Origin of the sequence: Caulobacter sp. B11, assembly GCF_002737765.1 — a bacterium.
Classification (GTDB): Bacteria; Pseudomonadota; Alphaproteobacteria; order Caulobacterales; family Caulobacteraceae; genus Caulobacter.
On record NZ_PEGG01000009.1, the window covers coordinates 1 to 16,760 of the forward strand.

Consider the following 16,760-nt stretch of genomic DNA (forward strand, 5'->3'; position numbering starts at 1 on the left):
CCGCAAACTATAACCTTTCAACCAGGCCAGACTACTACAGCGGTCTTCCGCATAGCCATCTACGAAGATGATATCTATGAGGGCAGTGAAATATTCGCGCTTTCGATTGTGAGCGCCACTAACGCGGTCATTGATCTCTCTACGAACGCGAGTCAGTCGGTCGGCTACATAATCGACAATGATCAACCGGCCCGACCGATGGTTCGGTTTGTTGGACCTTGGTCCGATGTATCCGAGGGCGCGGGTTACGCGGAGCGGACTATCGAGCTCTCAAAGGTTTCAAGCGAAATCGTCACGGTTGTTGTTCAAGCGTCATCCTATCGCCAAGGCGACATGGATATTGCGCCGCAAACTATAACCTTTCAACCAGGTCAGACTACAGCGGTCTTCCGCACAGCCATCTACGAAGATGATATCTATGAGGGCAGTGAAATATTCGCGCTTTCGATTGTGAGCGCCACGAACGCGGTCATTGACCTCTCTACGAACGCGAGTCAGTCGGTCGGCTACATAATCGACAATGATCAACCGGCCCGACCGATGGTTCGGTTTGTTGGACCTTGGTCCGATGTATCCGAGGGCGCGGGTTACGCGGAGCGGACTATCGAGCTCTCAAAGGTTTCAAGCGAAATCGTCACGGTTGTTGTTCAAGCGTCATCCTATCGCCAAGGCGACATGGATATTGCGCCGCAAACTATAACCTTTCAACCAGGTCAAACTGCAGCGGTCTTCCGCACAGCCATCTACGACGATGATATCTATGAGGGCAGTGAAATATTCGCGCTTTCGATTGTGAGCGCCACGAACGCGGTCATTGACCTCTCTACGAACGCAAGTCAGTCGGTCGGCTACATACTCGACAATGATCAACCCAGTTTGCGCGTCACGGCCGTCGTCAACGCTCCGGCTTCGATTACGGAAGGCGGAAGCGGCTCGTTGTCCCTCACATTGTTGGAAGTCTCCGCAGTTTCGACGTCCATTACTGTGTCAATGTCCGGCCAGAGCACGGCGACGGGGGCAGACGTACATGTACCTGTCGGCGTCTATTCGCTGAGCGTCGCCCAGTCTCCGGCCGGCCCCTACACGATCGATCTCGGTGCGATTACCGCGCTCAACGACCTGTTGCAGGAAGGTGTCGAAAATGTCGTTCTGACGGTTTCGGCTAGCGGTCAGGTTTTCGCGAACGGCAGCAATACGGCTGTCGTTTCGATCGACTTGCTTGATAACTATCACCCCAACGTCGTTGACGACTTCAACGGCGACGGTCGTAGCGACCTGGCCTGGCGCGAGGCGGGCGGGATGTTCTCGACCTGGCTGATGGCGGCCGGGAATGGCCCGCTGGCGGTGACGCCCAACCAGTTCGTGACCGGCGGCCTCGACAACAGCTGGGCGTTGGGCGCGGCGGCCGATTTCAACGGCGACGGCAAGTCCGACCTGCTGTGGCGCAACGCCGACGGCGCGTTCAGTCTCTGGAACTCGACGGGCACGGGCTTCACCGCCGACGCCGTGGTCGACGGCTCGGTCTCGGCCGACTGGGCCGTGGCGGCGAGCGGCGACTTCAACGGCGACGGCAAGGCGGACCTGATCTTCCGCCACGAGGGCGGGACCTTCACCGAGTGGCAGTCGACCGGGACGGGGTTCAACAAGAACGTCTATGTCAATGGCGGGGTCGACCCGACCTGGAGCCTGGCCGGGGTCGGCGACTTCAACGGCGACGGCAGGGACGACATGGTCTGGCGTCACGACGGCGGCACGTTCAGCCTGTGGACCTCGACCGGCGACGGCTTCGCCGCCAATACCGTGGTCGACGGTTCGGTGTCGGCCGACTGGGCCCTGGCGGCGATCGCCGACTTCAACGGCGACGGCAAGGACGACCTGATCTGGCGCCACGAGGGCGGGATCTTCACCGAATGGCGCTCGAACGGGGCGGGCTTTGACCAGAATGTCTATGTCGACGGCCGGGTGACGCCCGACTGGTCGCTGGAAAGCACCGGCGACTTCAACGGCGACGGCAAGGCCGATCTGCTGTGGCGCCACGACACCGGCATGTTCACCGTCTGGCAGTCGACCGGCGACAGCTTCGCCCTCAACGCCCTGGTCGACACCTCCGTCACCCCCAACTGGGCCCTGGCCTCGGCGGACTACGCTTTGGTCTAGGGGAAAGGCGGGGGGCCTTTTCGCCGCAGTCAGCGCCCGCCTTTCCCGTTGATCCGCCTTACGGCGCTCTGTACCGTCGCTCACCGCTCGCAACCTGCGGGCGCGTGGCGAGGGTCTTGTCGTGTTGAGTTCAAGGGCTCTGAGCAAGCCGGTCATCGACCGGGACACCGGCGCGGACGAGACGGCTCAGGCCTTGGTTGGCGACTCCCTGCTCTATGCGTCGGCCCTCGTTCCGGCCGGGGAGCGGGGCGGGACGGCCGCGAACGGCAAGCCCAGCCTGACCATCACCCAGGCGGGCTTTCACCTGATCGGCGGCGAGCCCGGCTGGTCGGGCGCCCTGGGCGTCGGCTACACGGTCACCTACGCCTTCCGGGCGAGCGAACCGGCCACCATGCCTGACGGGGTGACGGGGTTCAGCCAGTTCACCGAGGCCCAGATCATTCAGGCCGAGCGGGCGCTGCAGTCCTGGGCGGATGTGGCCAATATCACCTTCGTGCGGGTCGGGGCCGGGGTCAGCGGCGAGGGCGCCTATTCCAACAGCGCCAGCATCCTGTTTGGCAATTACAGCGACGGCGAGCCGGGAGCGGCGGCTTTCGCCTACTATCCGGGAAACCCCTCGTTCGCGTCGGCTTCCGGCGATGTCTGGATCAACTCGACCTCCAGGTCGAACCAGACGCCGACCATGACCTATTATGGGGCCATGACCCTGGTGCACGAGATCGGCCACGCGATCGGTCTGGCCCATCCCGGAAAATACGACGCCACGGACAAGGTCACCTTCACCTATGCCGCCGACGCCGGCTATTTCGAGGATTCCACCCAGTACACGGTGATGAGCTATTTTTCGGAGAGCAACACCGGGGCCAACTATCGCGGATTTCACCCCTCGGTGCCGATGCTCGACGACATCTCCGCAGCCCAGCAGGAATATGGCGCCAACCTGACCACGCGGACCGGCGACACCACCTACGGCTTCAATTCCAACGCCGACCGGGCCTGGTTCACCACGGTCGGCGGGTTCAACCTGATCTTCGCGGTGTGGGACGCCGGCGGCGTCGATACCTTTGATTTCTCTGGCTTTCAGCGGATCGATCTGGGCGAGGGCAATTTCTCCAATGTCGGCGGACTGACCGGCAATGTCTCCATCGCCCTGGGCGCCCAGATCGAAAATGCCATCGGCGGCAGCGCCGCGGACGTCATCCTCGGCAACGGCCTCGGCAATGAGTTGCGTGGCAACGCCGGGGCTGATCGCATCGAGGGCGGGGCGGGCGATGACCTGCTGCTGGGCGGCGCGGGGGCCGACACCCTCGTCGGCGGGTCCGGTTCGGATCGCTTTTTTGGCGCGCTGACCGATCTGGCGGGCGACACGATCCTGGACTTCGCCCGCGGCGACGAGCTGCAGATCGCCGACGCCAGTTTCGCCAGCTTCGTGTTTTCGCGCAACGGCGCGGCCCTCACCCTGGGCGGGGGCGCGACCCTGACCCTGGCCGGCGATCCGTTCGGCCTGATGATCGCCGTCGCGGCCGCCGGCGGCGGGGTCAGCCTGTCGATCGCCGAGGCCCTGAACGCCCGCAACGCCTTCGTCGCGGATTTCAACGGCGATGGGCGCGATGACCTGGCCTGGCGGGCCAGCGACGGGGCGTTTTCGACCTGGACGATCGATCTTGGCGGCCCCGGGCCGGCGGTGGATCGTGACGTGTTCGTGGAGTCCGGCGTCGATCTGAGCTGGGCGATCGGCGCGATCGCCGACTTCAACGGCGACGGCAAGTCCGACCTGCTCTGGCGCCATGACGGCGGCCTGTTCAGCCTCTGGCGCTCGACCGGCGAGGGCTTCGCCGCCAATACCTATGTCAACGGGTCCGTGGGGGCGGACTGGTCCCTGGCGGCGACGGGCGACTTCAACGCCGATGGCCGGGCCGATCTGATCTGGCGCCATGAGGGCGGACTGTTCACCGTCTGGCGGTCGAACGGTGAGAGCTTCGAACAGAACGTCTATGTCGATGGCGGGGTCGATCCGTCCTGGCAGTTGATCGCCACCGGCGACTATGACGGCGACGGCGCCGATGACCTGCTCTGGCGCAGCGCCTCGGGCGGCTTCACTGAATGGCGATCAAACGGCGCCGGCTTTACGAGCAATGTCTATGTCGACTTCACCCTGGATGCGACCTGGCACCTGGACGGCGGCGGCGACTTCAATGGCGATGGACGTGACGATCTGATCTGGCGGCGGGATGACGGCCTGTTTTCACAATGGCTGTCGACAGGCGATGGTTTCGAGAAGAACGTCTATGTCAGCGGCGCGGTCGGAACCGACTGGTCGCTGGACAGCACCGGCGACTTCAACGGCGACGGCAAGGCCGACCTGTTGTGGCGACACGACCAGGGAACCTTCACGATCTGGGAGTCCACCGGGGCGGGGTTCGAGATGAACGTTCTGGTCGACGGCTCGCGGGACGCCCATTGGGCCCTGGCGGCCAAGGACTATGCTTTCCTCTGACCGACGCTGGCCAGGCCAGGAACAAGATTCCGCTGAATGCGGACACAGGAGTCGCATGCCCAATACCGTCGCTGAAAAGCCCCACGTCCTGATTTCCCACCAGATGCTGTCTCCGCTGCAGGCGGTTCTTGAGGCCAGCTACCAGGTTCATCGGTTGTGGGACTATCCAGACCGTCTGGCCTTCCTTCAGGGGCCCGGCCAGCAGGTGCGGGCCATTGTCCATGCCGGCGAGATGGCCCTGGGCAAGGACCTGCTGTCGGAGATGCCGCTTCTGGGGCTGATCGCCTGTGTCAGCGTCGGCTATGACGGCGTCGACGTGCCCTGGTGCAAGGATCGCGGCATCGCCGTGACCCACTCCACCGGCCTCAACGCCGGGGACGTGGCCGACCATGCGGTCGGACTTCTGTTGGCTGCCTGGCGGGGGATTGTCGAGGGCGACGGCAAGCTGCGTGCCGGGGGCTGGACGCAGGCCGACCGGATGAGCCCGCGCCATGGGCTGAAGGGCCGAACCGTCGGCATCGTCGGCCTGGGCCATATCGGCGAGGCCGTGGCGCGCCGCGTGGCCGCCTTCGAGATGAAGGTCGCCTGGTGGGCGCCCCGTCCCAAGGCGACCGAGCTCCCGCGCGCCGAGAGCCTGATGGCCTTGGCCCGCGACAGCGACATCCTGGTGATCTGCGCCCGGCCCGACCCGACCAACCACCACCTGATCGACCAGGCGGTGATCGAGGCCCTGGGGCCGCAGGGTCTTCTGGTCAATGTGGCGCGCGGCGCGCTGATCGATGAGGACGCGATGATCGCGGCGTTGAAGGACGGCCGCCTGGGCATGGCGGCGCTCGACGTGTTCGAGCAGGAGCCCACGCCCGCCGCGCGCTGGGCCGACGTGCCCCGCACCGTCTTGACCCCGCACACCGCCGGCGCGACCCTCGACAGCATTCCGGCCATGGTCGGGCTGACGCTTGAAAACCTCAGGCGCTATTTTCTGGGCGAGCCGCTGGCCTCGCCCGTGGGGAGCTGACCATGGCCAAGGTCCTGGGACTGGGCGGGATATTCTTCAAGGCGGCCGATCCGGTCGCGGTGCGCGAATGGTATGCACGGGTGCTGGGTTTCGAGGTTCACGACTGGGGCGGGGTGGTGTTCGATCACCCTGGGGTCGGCAAGGCCAACTGGTCGCCGTTCGCGGCTGACACCCGGTATTTCGAGCCGTCGCAGGCGGCCTTCATGATTAATTTCATCGTTGATGATCTGGAGGGCGTCCTGGCCAAGGCCGCCGCCGAGGGCGTGGAACCCACCGGCCGGCAGGACGAGGACATGGGGCGTTTCGCCTGGCTTCTGGACCCGGCAGGGGTCAAGATTGAGCTCTGGGAGCCCGCCAAGGCCGAGGCCGAGGCATAAAATCGGCTTGCCAAATCGGACATAAAGATATCTTTATGTCCCCATGAGGCTGACCGCGGATCAAGTTGTCGACGTGCTGCGCGCGGCGGGGGAAACCACCCGGCTGCGGGTGCTGGCCCTGCTGGCCGTCGACGAACTTTCGGTGCTGGAACTGTGCCGGATCCTCGACCAGAGTCAGCCGCGGGTCTCGCGTCATCTCAAGCTTCTGGCCGAGGCCGGTCTGGTCGAGCGGTTCCCCGACGGGGCCTGGGTGTTCTATCGCCTGGCCAGCAAGTCGCCGGGCCGCAGCCTGGTGCGCCAGGCGCTCGACCTGATCGCTCCCGATGATGAGGTCGTGTGTCGCGACGCCGAGCAACTGTCGGCCGTGCGGTCCGAGCGGTCCGCCGGGGCCCAGGCCTATTTCGCCCGCAACGCCGATCGCTGGAACGAGATCCGCTCGCTCTATGTCGACGAGGCCGAGGTCGAGGCGGCGATCCTGAAGGCCGCCGGACAAGGTCCGTTCGACGAGTTTGTCGACCTGGGCGCCGGGGCGGGGCGGATGCTGACCCTGCTGGGCGGCCGGGCAGGCGCGTCCCTGGGCCTGGACCTGTCGCAGCAGATGCTCAACATCGCCCGCGACGAGGTGGCCAAGGCCGGACTGACGCGCTGCGAGCTGCGACACGGCGACATCTTCGCCACCGGCCTGCCGGGCGGCTGCGCCGACCTGGTGACCGTGCATCAGGTCCTGCACTATCTGGGTGATCCGGCCTCCGCCGTGGCCGAGGCCGCGCGCCTGGTGGCCCAGGGCGGGCTGCTGCTGATCGCCGACTTCGCGCCGCATGACCACGAGTTCCTGCGCGAGGCGCATCAGCATCGCCGCCTGGGCTTTTCCGACGCCGAGATCATCGCCTGGATCGAGGCCTCGGGCCTGACCCTGGAAAGCAATATCGCCCTGCCGCCGGCCAGCGCCGAGGGGCTGACCGTCAAGATCTGGACCGGTCGGCGGCCCGCCGTCGCCCAGGCCGAAAGGACCGCCGCATGACCTTGCCGCCCATTGCCCCGACCGGCCGCCGCGTCATCGGCCCCGTCGCCCTTGCGGGCGAGCGCACCGACCGTCCGCGCGTGTCGTTCGAGTTCTTCCCGCCCAAGACCCCAGCCATGGAAGACAGCCTGTGGCAGGCCATCACCCGCCTGGCCCCGCTGGATCCGGCCTTCGTCTCGGTGACCTATGGGGCCGGCGGCTCGACCCGCGAGCGCACCCACCGGACGGTCAAGCGCATCCTTGAGGAAACCAGCCTCAAGCCCGCCGCCCACCTGACCTGCGTCGGCGCCAGCCGCGCCGAGGTCGATGAGGTAATCCGCGAATATTGGCAGACCGGCGTGCGGCACATCGTGGCCCTGCGCGGCGATCCGCCTCCGGGCGAGGGCGGCCTCGGCGCCGTCTATGTCCCGCGCGAGGACGGCTATCGCAACGCCACCGAACTGACCCAGGCCCTGCGCGCGGTGGCCCCGTTCGAGGTTCTGGTCGGCGTCTATCCGGAGAAGCATCCGGAGAGCCCGTCCTTCGAGCATGACATCGATGTGCTGAAGGCCAAGATCGACGCTGGCGCGACCCTGGGGATCAGCCAGTTCTTCTTCGACATCGACGCCTTCCTGCGGTTCAACGACCGGGTGCTAGCCGCCGGGATCACCATCCCGATCGTGCCGGGCATCATGCCGGTGACCAATTTCAACGGTCTGAAGAAGATGTCGGCCGCCTGCCAGACGACGATCCCGGGCTGGCTGGCCAACCTTTTCGAGGGTCTGGACGGCGACGCCGAGACCCGTCGCCTGATCGCCTGCTCGGTGGCCGCCGAGATGTGCGCCAAGCTGCAGGAGCAGGGGTTCAAGGACTTCCACTTCTACACGCTCAACCGCGCCGACCTGGTCTATGCGATCTGTCGGGTGCTCGGCCTGCGGGAAACGGCCTCGGTCGCGGAGATCGCGGCATGAGGCGCCTGGCCCTGATCCTGTGCGGTCTGTTCGCCCTGGTCGCCGTCACGGCAGCCCGGGCCGATGACTGGCCGCCGGCCGCCTGGAGCAAACCCTTCAAGCCCTACCGGGTGGTCGGCAACATCTACTATGTCGGCTCCGAGGGGCTGTCGTCCTACCTGATCGCCTCGTCCGAGGGGCATGTGCTGCTCGACGCGGGCATGTCAGCCGAGGGGGCCAGGCTGGTCGAGCGCAATATCGTCGCCCTCGGCTTCAGGCTTTCGGACGTGAAGATCCTGATCAATACCCACGCCCACTACGACCACGCCGGCGGCCTGGCCCAGCTGAAGGCCGATACGGGCGCCAAGCTCTATGCCTCGTCGCAGGACAGGCCGGCCCTCGAGAAGGGCCGGCATTTCGGCGACAACGAAAACGGCCTGACGGCCTTTCCGGCCGTGAAGGTGGATCGCGCCATCAGCGACGGTCAGACCGTGAAACTGGGCGAGACCCAGTTGAAGGCCTATCTCACCCCCGGCCACACGATCGGCGGCACGACCTGGACGACGACGGTGACCGAGCGCGGACGCCCCCTGAAGGTGGTGTTCTTCAACTCGATCTCGGTGGCGGGCAACGCCCTGGTCGGTAACCGGACCTACCCGAAGATTGTGGCCGACTACCGCTCGACCTTCGCCAAGCTGAAGGCGCTGCCGGCCGACGTCTTCCTGCCGGCTCACGAGGAGCAGGGCGGCCTGGTGGCCAAGCGCAAGCGGTTCCTGGGCGGCGATCTCAACGCCTTCATCGATCCGACCGAGATGGGCCGCTTCGTCGCGGCGTCTGAAAAAGCCTTCAACATCGAGCTGGCGCGCCAGCAGGGAGCGGCCAAATGACCGACCTCACCACCCGTGCCGGGCGCGTTGCCGCCCTCAAGGCCGCCGCCAAAGAGCGCGTGCTGATCCTCGACGGCTCCTGGGGCGTGATGTTCCAGAAGAAGAAGCTGGCCGAGGCCGACTACCGCGCCGAGCGTTTCGCCGACTATGACGGCCAGATGAAGGGCAATAATGACGTCCTGTGCCTGACCCGGCCGGATCTGGTGGCCGAGCTGCACGACGCCTATTTCAGCGCCGGCGCCGACATCTCCGAGACCAACACCTTCTCCGGCACCACCATCGCCCAAGCCGACTATCGGCTCGGCGAAAAGGATGTCTGGGACATCAATTACGAGGGCGCGCGGATCGGACGGTCTGTCGCCGATCGCTGGAACGCCGAGAACCCGGCCCGTCCCAAGTTCATCGCCGGCTCGATCGGCCCGCTGAACGTGATGTTGTCGATGTCGTCGGACGTCAATGATCCGGGCGCGCGCAAGGTGACCTTCGATCAGGTCTATGCAGCCTATCGCCAGCAGGTCTCGGCCCTGTACGACGGCGGTGTCGACCTGTTCCTGGTCGAGACCATCACCGACACGCTCAACTGCAAGGCCGCGATCAAGGCGATCATGGACCTGCGCGACGAGGGCCACGAGGAGCTGCCGATTTGGATCAGCGGCACCATCACCGACCGCTCGGGCCGCACCCTGTCGGGCCAGACGGCCGAGGCCTTCTGGAACTCGATCAAGCACTGCAAGCCATTCGCTGTCGGCTTCAACTGCGCCCTGGGGGCCGACCTGATGCGCCCGCACATCGCCGAGATGGCCCGCATCGCCGATACGCTTGTCGCCGCCTATCCCAATGCCGGCCTGCCCAACGCCATGGGCGAATATGACGAGGAGCCGCACCAGACCGGCCACGCCCTGCACCAGTGGGCGGCCGACGGCTTGGTGAACATCCTGGGCGGTTGTTGCGGCACGACGCCGGACCACATCCGTCACGTGGCTGAAGCCGTCGCCGGCGTGAAGCCGCGCGCCATTCCCGAGCGTCCCCGAGCCATGCGCCTGGCGGGCCGAACCCTTCGAACTGGTGGGCTGATCATGAGCGCCTGGGCTCCCGGACCGTTCGACAACGAAGAAGCGGCCGATTTCATCGATGACCTGGCCGAGGCACCTGACTGGCGCATGGTCGTCACGCTGATGGATCACGCTGCCGGCGTCAGCGGCTATCTGGAAGAGGCCGACGCGGAGCTGGCCGTGGCCGCCGCCGCCGTGGTCGCTTCGTGCGTCGGGGCGGGGTCGGTTCTGCCTGACAGCCATACCGACCTGAAGTCCACACTGGGCAAGCCGCCGGAAGGCGCGGCCCATCTGGCGCGCCGGGCCCTGGCCCGCGTGGTCGGTCCGGCCTCGGAGCTCGACGAAACCTGGCAGGAGGGCGAGGACCACGATGCGTGGCTGACCCAGATCGCCGGGCTGCAGAGTTTGTTGGGCGGTCAGTCGTGACGGCGCCTGACTGGTACGCTGATTGGCGTCACGATGCCTTTCACGAGCTGATGGCGAAGCAGGAAGAGATGAACGAGCGCTACCAGACGAAGGTCTGGCCGCGTTACGACTATGACCTCGACGCCGGTACGCTGACCTTTTCGGATTCTACAGGCCCCAGGGTGGTCGCCGATATTCAGATCGTGGGCACCACGGCCAAGAACGATTGGCTCTGGTCTTGGGCCAATTCACATTGGCCACCCTCGTGTGCCGAGGACTTGCAGCGTGTCAGGTCGTTCGGCGAGGAACATGGCATCGACGAACTGACCTCGGAAACTCTCGAGAGTGACGATCTCAACGCCTTGGGATGGGAGATGGCTGCGGTGTCCGCTCGCATACTTGGTGCTGTCGGCGCCTATCGACCGCCGCGTGAAAGTGGCGGTGGTCTCTTCTTCATCTATCGTTCAATTAGGCTCGTAAGCTAATGCGTCCCGTCTTCGTAAACATCGGTGAGCGCACCAACGTCACCGGCTCGGCCAAGTTCAAGAAGCTGATCATCGAGGGCGACTATCCAGCCGCCCTGTCGGTGGCCCGCCAGCAGGTCGAGGCCGGGGCCCAGGTCATCGACGTCAACATGGACGAGGGCCTGCTCGACTCCAAGCTGGCCATGGTCACCTACCTGAACCTGATGGCGGCCGAGCCCGACATCGCGCGGGTGCCGGTGATGATCGACAGCTCCAAGTGGGAGGTGATCGAGGCGGGCCTGAAGTGCGTGCAGGGCAAGGCCATCGTCAACTCGATCTCCATGAAGGAGGGCGAGGCCAAGTTCATCGAACAGGCCAAGCTTTGCCTGCGCTATGGCGCGGCCGTGGTGGTCATGGCCTTTGACGAGCAGGGCCAGGCCGACACCGCCGCCCGCAAGATCGAGATCTGCGAGAAGGCCTACAAGATCCTCGTCGACAAGGTGGGCTTCCCGCCGGAAGACATCATCTTCGACCCCAATATCTTCGCCGTGGCGACCGGGATCGAGGAGCACGACAACTACGCCGTCGATTTCATCGAGGGCGCGCGCGAGATCAAGAAGCGCTGCCCCTATGCCCGGATCTCGGGCGGGGTGTCGAACGTCTCGTTCAGCTTCCGTGGCAACGAGCCCGTGCGCCGGGCCATCCACTCAGTGTTCCTGTACCACGCCATCGCGGCGGGCATGGACATGGGCATCGTCAACGCCGGCGACCTGCCGGTCTATGACACCCTGGATCCGGAGCTGCGCGAGGCTGTCGAGGACGTGATCCTCAACCGGCCGCAGCGGACCAATGTCTCCAACACCGAGCGCCTGGTCGATCTGGCCCCGCGCTACAAGGGCGACAAGAGCCAGGTCCAGACCGCCAATCTGGAATGGCGCAAGGGCAGCGTGAACGAGCGCATCACCCACGCCCTGGTCAACGGCATCACCCAATTCATCGAGGCTGACACCGAGGAAGCCCGCCTGTCGGTCGAGCGGCCCCTGCACGTGATCGAAGGCCATCTGATGGACGGCATGAACGTGGTCGGCGACCTGTTCGGCTCGGGCAAGATGTTCCTGCCCCAGGTGGTCAAGTCGGCCCGCGTCATGAAGCAGGCCGTGGCCTGGCTGGAGCCGTTCATGGAGGCCGAAAAGGCCGGCAAGCCGCGCGAGCAGGCCGGCCGCATCCTGATGGCCACGGTCAAGGGCGACGTCCACGACATCGGCAAGAACATCGTCGGCGTGGTCCTGCAGTGCAACAATTACGAGGTCATCGACCTGGGCGTCATGGTCCCCGCCGACCGTATCCTCGACGAGGCGCGCAAGCACAACGTAGACATGATCGGCCTGTCGGGCCTGATCACCCCGTCGCTGGACGAGATGGTGTTCGTGGCCTCGGAAATGGAGCGCCAGGGCTTCACCATCCCGCTGCTGATCGGCGGCGCCACCACCAGCCGCACCCACACCGCGGTCAAGATCGAGCCGGCCTATCACAAGGGTTCGACCACCTATGTGCTGGACGCCAGCCGCGCCGTGGGCGTGGTCTCGGGCCTGTTGTCGGCCAGCGAGCGCGACCGTCTGCAGGCCGAGACCCGCACCGAATATGTCCGCATCCGCGAGCAATATGCGCGGGGTCTGACCGCCAAGGCCCGCACCGGCATCGCTGAAGCGCGGCAGAAGAAGTTCGCCATCGACTGGGACGGTTATACGCCGCCCAAGCCGTCCTTCATCGGCACGCGCACCTTCGAGCCGACCCTGGCCGAGCTCGTGCCCTTCATCGACTGGTCGCCGTTCTTCGCCAGCTGGGAGCTGATCGGCCGCTTCCCGCAGATCCTTGAGGACGACGTGGTCGGCGAGGCCGCGACCGAACTTTATCGTGAAGCCCGCGAGATGCTCGACAAGGTCGTCGCCGAGAAGTGGTTCGGGGCCAAGGGCGTGATCGGCTTCTGGCCGGCCCAGGCCCAGGGTGACGACATCGTTCTCTATACGGATGAGAGCCGCGATGTGGAGCTGTCGCGCCTGCACACCCTGCGCCAGCAGATGGACAAGGGGGCCGGCAAGACCAACGCGGCCCTGGCCGACTTCGTCGCGCCGGTGGGGCAGGGGCCCGACTATGTCGGCGCCTTCGCCGTCACCGCCGGTCATGGCGAGGACGAGATCGTCAAGCGGTTCAAGGACGCCGGCGACGACTACTCAGCCATCATGGCCAGCGCCCTGGCCGACCGTCTGGCCGAGGCCTTCGCCGAGTGGCTGCACTACAAGGCCCGGGTCGAGCTGTGGGGCTACGCCGCCGATGAGGCGGCCGACGCCGACCACATGATCGCCGAAAAGTACCAGGGCATCCGCCCGGCCCCCGGCTATCCGGCCCAGCCCGATCACACCGAGAAGGGCACGCTGTTCCGGCTTCTGGACGCCACCGCCCAGACCGGCATGATCCTGACCGAAAGCTACGCCATGAGCCCTGGCGCGGCGGTTTCAGGCCTCTATTTCAGCCACCTCAAGAGCCACTATTTCGGAGTCGGCAAGGTGGATCTGGACCAGGTCGAGGACTATGCCCACCGCAAGGGCTGGGACCTGGCCAAGGCCGAGAAATGGCTGTCGCCGATCCTCAACTACGACCCAGGCGCGCGGGCGCGGGAGGCGGCGGCCTAAGGGCCGCACATCAGCGAAGGCCTTGTGCCGCGACCTCAGTCGGCGATGACGGAGTAGCGGGCCAAGTTGGCCGCGATCGCGCCGTGATGGTACCTGTCGTGCGACGTGAAGACGGCCATCCTGCCAGCCAGGCGGACGAGCGGACAGAAGCTTTCGACGATGTGGTAGGCGGGCCGGTTTGCGTAGTCGTCGAACAGGATGGGCGTTCCAGGGCGGCTATGCATGAGGCTGGCCAGGAAACTTGCCACCCGGAACCGCCCGTCGATCAAGACGACATCGGGTGTCACGCCCAGCTTGTGGGCCTTGAGCCATGGAGCCTGACTGTAGCTGAAATAGCGTCGGAAATGCTTGTCGGTCGCCGGTCGTCCCCACTCGCCCACCTCGCCGAGGTCGCAATGGATCAGATTGCAGTCCTTGGGGCGGTCGAGCTGGCCGCCGACTTCCGTCAGCCAGCGCTGATCCGTATCGACCGAGATGACGGTGTGGACGTCGAGGACATTGATCGCATAGACGGTGCTGGCTCCGGATCCGTATTCGACGAAGACATCGGCTCCCTTAAGCGCGCTTTGGAAACAGGCCAGACCTTCCGATTCCATCAAGGGGGTGGCCGGGATCTTTGGGCTTGTGAGCGTCATCATGGCTGGATCGCGCCTCCGTCAACGGTTGGCAGTTCCCGAATGGCGGCCCCAGAGCGGGCGGCAGGAACCTGTTGAGAACGCCACCGGCGCTTAACACGACATGAGCAGCCCGTTGGACACGTGACACATGGTCGCTGGGGCGGCTTTCTGGCCACCCGTTCGAGACCTTCACATGTCTCAAGGGGAGGCGGGCCGCTCCCGCGCCTACCAAACCGGATTGACCCAAGGTTGCAAAACCCGCCATTCTGGACTTGGCCGCCACGTCGCGGCCGGGGGCTATTCGGGGGACGATATGGACGACGCACAGGCGCCCGCGCCGGGCGAGACGATGACCTTTGGCCAGACGATCGCGCCGGCCGGGTTCATCGGGCTGAGCCTCAAGAACGCCCTGCTCAACATCGTGACCCTGACCCTGTACCGCTTCTGGGCCAAGACCGAGGTGCGCAAGCGTCTGTGGTCGAAGATCACCCTGAACGGCGAGCCCTTCGAATATACCGGCAAGGGCAAGGAGCTGTTCCTTGGCTTCCTGCTGGCCCTGGTCATCCTCGGCGTGCCCTACCTGGCGCTGGTCCTGGCGATCCAGTTCCTGCACCCGCTGTTCGCCCTGCTGATCTTCCCGCTCTATTTCGGCCTGTTCGTCCTGATCGGCAGCGCCATCTTCCTGGCCTTCCGCTACATGGCCAGCCGCACCAACTGGCGGGGCGTGCGCTTTCAGCTCAAGGGCTCGCCGGCCAAGTACGGCTGGTCCTATCTGGGCTATAGCCTGCTGACCGGGATCACCCTGGGCTGGTTCGCGCCGTCCATGTCGATGCGCCTGGCCGAAAAGCTGTGGGGCGGACTGTCGTTCGGCGACCAGAAACTGCGCTGGGTGCGTTCGACCAAGGAGGGGCTCTATGGCCCGTTCGCCATCGCCTGGGTGGTCGGCATCGTCGGCTATTTCGTGTTGTTCGCCGCCATCGTGGCGAATGCGCAGTCGATGGTCGCGGGCGCCGAGGCGGAATCCATGCCGCGCGTTGAAGCGATCTTGGCCATCTATGGCTATGCCCTGATCTACGCCGTCGTGCTGATGATCGCCTCGGCCCCCTATCACGCCGCCGTGCTGCGCACGATCGCCGCCTCGATCCGTCTGGGCGACGCGCGCTTCACCCTGAAGGTCAAGGCCGGCGAGCTGATCGTCCTGACCCTGACCAACATCCTGCTGCTGATCGTCACCCTGGGCTTCCTGACCCCGGTGATTAGCGCGCGCACGGCGAAGTTCCTGGTCTCCCGGCTGTCGAGCGAGGGGGAGGCGCCGCTCTCGGCGGCCCTGCAGGCTCCGCGCGGTCCCAAGACCGGCGAAGGCCTGGCCGACGCCTTTGACATCTCGCCGTTCTGATGGACGCCGCGCTCTTTGACGGCCGAAGCGCCCGGGACTGGCCCGGGCGCGTCTCCCTCGAGGGTGACCGATTGGTCGCCGCCAGCCTGGCGACCGACGGCGACGGACGGCCCTGCGTCGAGATCGACTGGCCGCTGGCCCTGGTGATCCAGAGCGATCACGGCGAGGGGCGTTACCGGCTGTCACGCGAGGGCCAGGACGCGCGGCTGGTCGTGGACGCCCAGGCCTGGCGGGCCCTGTCGGGCCGGTCGGCCGGCGCGATCCATCGCCGCGAGCACGGCACGCCCTGGCGGGTGGTCGGGTGGCTGACGGCCGCCGGACTGGCGACGGCGGGGTTCGTGTTCATCGGCGTGCCGTTGGCGGCCCAGCCCCTGGCGCGGTGGACGTCGCCAGAGCTTGAAGCCCGCTTCGGCGCCAATATGGAGGCCCAGCTGTCGGTCGGCTTCCGGCCTTGCAAGGGTGATCCGCGCGCCGCCGCCGTGCTGTCCGATCTGGGTGAGACCCTGGCCGCCGGCGCCGACACGGCTTTTCCGATCCGGGTGAAGGCTGTGCGGGCCCCGTTCGTCAACGCCTTCGCCCTGCCGGGCGGCGCGATCCTGGTCACCGACGATTTGATCGCCCAGGCGGGCTCGTCGGACGAACTGGCCGCCGTGATCGCCCACGAAATCGCTCACGTCGAGAAGCGCCACGTCATGCAGGCGGCCTGGCGCTCGATGGGCGCGGGTCTGGTGCTGGACGCGGTGGTCGGGGGCGGTTCGGGCGCGGGCCAGCAGGCGGTGTTGCTGGCGGGCGGCTTCGCCGACCAGCGCTTCAGCCGCGACCTGGAGACCGAGGCCGATGTGCGGGCGATCCAGCTGCTGGCGCGACATCGGATCTCCACCCAGGGCATGGCCGACTTCTTCGGGCGCATGGCCGACCGCAAGTCCGATCCCAAGCTGCGCAAGGCGGCCGAATGGTTCGCGACCCACCCCGACACCGGCGAGCGGGCCGACCGAGCCAGTCGCGCGGCGAGGCCGGGGCGACCGGCGCTGTCCCAGACGGACTGGGCCTTGCTCAAGCGGGTCTGTCGTTCGCCGCGGCCCACGGCCAGGGCTTCGACGACACCGACCCCGTAGGACTCGCCTTTCGGAGGATGATCGGCGCATCCTCCACGCAACGACGCCCTGAGCGTCGAGCGATAGTCGGGGGCGGAAGATGATCGAGGATGGCGTCAGCCGTCGCGCGCTGGGCGCGTTGATGGCCGGAGGCATGGA

At 66.0% G+C, this 16,760-nt stretch carries 13 protein-coding genes and 2 pseudogenes; 14 read left to right on the forward strand and 1 reads right to left on the reverse strand.

What is annotated here, in order from left to right; genetic code table 11:
- Positions 1-51: 51 nt before the first annotated feature.
- The 12 genes and pseudogenes from CSW58_RS15965 to metH form a co-directional block, all read left to right on the forward strand.
- Positions 52-780, forward strand: a pseudogene (locus CSW58_RS15965) (Calx-beta domain-containing protein); the annotation flags it as partial.
- Between the two features lie 210 nt (positions 781-990).
- Positions 991-2,157 carry a VCBS repeat-containing protein gene (locus CSW58_RS14550; RefSeq protein WP_236627561.1) on the forward strand — a complete coding sequence of 389 codons (1,167 nt, stop codon included), beginning with the start codon at positions 991-993 and terminating at the stop codon, positions 2,155-2,157.
- Between the two features lie 124 nt (positions 2,158-2,281).
- Positions 2,282-4,654 (forward strand): M10 family metallopeptidase C-terminal domain-containing protein, encoded by a 2,373-nt coding sequence (locus tag CSW58_RS15875; protein WP_304441615.1) that lies wholly within the window; start codon positions 2,282-2,284, stop codon positions 4,652-4,654.
- Positions 4,655-4,709: 55 nt separating this feature from the next.
- Entirely contained in the window at positions 4,710-5,669 is a 960-nt protein-coding gene (locus CSW58_RS00710; RefSeq protein WP_099445909.1) for a 2-hydroxyacid dehydrogenase, read from the forward strand.
- A 2-nt stretch (positions 5,670-5,671) separates the two neighbouring features.
- Positions 5,672-6,046 carry a VOC family protein gene (locus CSW58_RS00715; protein WP_099445910.1) on the forward strand — a complete coding sequence of 125 codons (375 nt, stop codon included), beginning with the start codon at positions 5,672-5,674 and terminating at the stop codon, positions 6,044-6,046.
- A gap of 43 nt (positions 6,047-6,089) precedes the next feature.
- Entirely contained in the window at positions 6,090-7,067 is a 978-nt protein-coding gene (locus CSW58_RS00720) for a metalloregulator ArsR/SmtB family transcription factor (RefSeq protein WP_099445911.1), read from the forward strand.
- Positions 7,064-8,017 carry a methylenetetrahydrofolate reductase [NAD(P)H] gene (metF, locus tag CSW58_RS00725; RefSeq protein WP_099445912.1) on the forward strand — a complete coding sequence of 318 codons (954 nt, stop codon included), beginning with the start codon at positions 7,064-7,066 and terminating at the stop codon, positions 8,015-8,017. The genes CSW58_RS00720 and metF overlap by 4 nt, the downstream gene beginning before the upstream one ends.
- Positions 8,014-8,883: a subclass B3 metallo-beta-lactamase gene (gene bla, locus CSW58_RS00730; RefSeq protein ID WP_099445913.1), complete on the forward strand. Its 870-nt coding sequence runs from the start codon at positions 8,014-8,016 to the stop codon at positions 8,881-8,883. The genes metF and bla overlap by 4 nt, the downstream gene beginning before the upstream one ends.
- Positions 8,880-9,957 (forward strand): annotated as a pseudogene (locus CSW58_RS00735) (homocysteine S-methyltransferase family protein). The gene bla and the pseudogene CSW58_RS00735 overlap by 4 nt, the downstream one beginning before the upstream one ends.
- Before the next feature lie 2 nt (positions 9,958-9,959).
- Complete coding sequence (locus CSW58_RS00740; protein ID WP_099445914.1) at positions 9,960-10,361, forward strand: DUF4259 domain-containing protein; 402 nt, start codon at positions 9,960-9,962, stop codon at positions 10,359-10,361.
- A complete protein-coding gene (locus CSW58_RS00745) occupies positions 10,358-10,825 on the forward strand; it encodes a DUF6882 domain-containing protein (RefSeq protein ID WP_099445915.1) in 468 nt (155 codons plus the stop codon). Before CSW58_RS00740 ends, CSW58_RS00745 begins: the two co-directional genes overlap by 4 nt.
- Entirely contained in the window at positions 10,825-13,494 is a 2,670-nt protein-coding gene (gene metH, locus CSW58_RS00750) for a methionine synthase (protein WP_099445916.1), read from the forward strand. Before CSW58_RS00745 ends, metH begins: the two co-directional genes overlap by 1 nt.
- A gap of 35 nt (positions 13,495-13,529) precedes the next feature.
- On the opposite strand, the gene CSW58_RS00755 is transcribed toward metH, so the two are convergent.
- The gene (locus tag CSW58_RS00755) at positions 13,530-14,132 is read right to left on the reverse strand and encodes a hypothetical protein (RefSeq protein ID WP_099445917.1); all 603 of its coding nucleotides are present in this window, start codon (positions 14,130-14,132) and stop codon (positions 13,530-13,532) included.
- Between the two features lie 292 nt (positions 14,133-14,424).
- On the opposite strand from CSW58_RS00755, the gene CSW58_RS00760 reads away from it, so the two are divergent.
- Positions 14,425-15,507 (forward strand): YjgN family protein, encoded by a 1,083-nt coding sequence (locus tag CSW58_RS00760; RefSeq protein ID WP_161494528.1) that lies wholly within the window; start codon positions 14,425-14,427, stop codon positions 15,505-15,507.
- Positions 15,508-15,578: 71 nt separating this feature from the next.
- The gene (locus tag CSW58_RS00765; RefSeq protein ID WP_161494529.1) at positions 15,579-16,622 is read left to right on the forward strand and encodes a M48 family metallopeptidase; all 1,044 of its coding nucleotides are present in this window, start codon (positions 15,579-15,581) and stop codon (positions 16,620-16,622) included.
- Positions 16,623-16,760: the final 138 nt, after the last annotated feature.

Coding starts and splice junctions, on each gene's coding strand:
- bla (WP_099445913.1), top strand. CDS start 8,014: ATGAGGCGCCTGGCCCTGATCCTGTGCGGTCTGTTCGCCCTGGTCGCC.
- CSW58_RS00755 (WP_099445917.1), bottom strand. CDS start 14,132: ATGATGACGCTCACAAGCCCAAAGATCCCGGCCACCCCCTTGATGGAA.
- CSW58_RS00760 (WP_161494528.1), top strand. CDS start 14,425: ATGGACGACGCACAGGCGCCCGCGCCGGGCGAGACGATGACCTTTGGC.
- CSW58_RS00720 (WP_099445911.1), top strand. CDS start 6,090: ATGAGGCTGACCGCGGATCAAGTTGTCGACGTGCTGCGCGCGGCGGGG.
- CSW58_RS14550 (WP_236627561.1), top strand. CDS start 991: ATGTCCGGCCAGAGCACGGCGACGGGGGCAGACGTACATGTACCTGTC.
- CSW58_RS00740 (WP_099445914.1), top strand. CDS start 9,960: ATGAGCGCCTGGGCTCCCGGACCGTTCGACAACGAAGAAGCGGCCGAT.
- CSW58_RS00715 (WP_099445910.1), top strand. CDS start 5,672: ATGGCCAAGGTCCTGGGACTGGGCGGGATATTCTTCAAGGCGGCCGAT.
- metF (WP_099445912.1), top strand. CDS start 7,064: ATGACCTTGCCGCCCATTGCCCCGACCGGCCGCCGCGTCATCGGCCCC.
- CSW58_RS00710 (WP_099445909.1), top strand. CDS start 4,710: ATGCCCAATACCGTCGCTGAAAAGCCCCACGTCCTGATTTCCCACCAG.
- metH (WP_099445916.1), top strand. CDS start 10,825: ATGCGTCCCGTCTTCGTAAACATCGGTGAGCGCACCAACGTCACCGGC.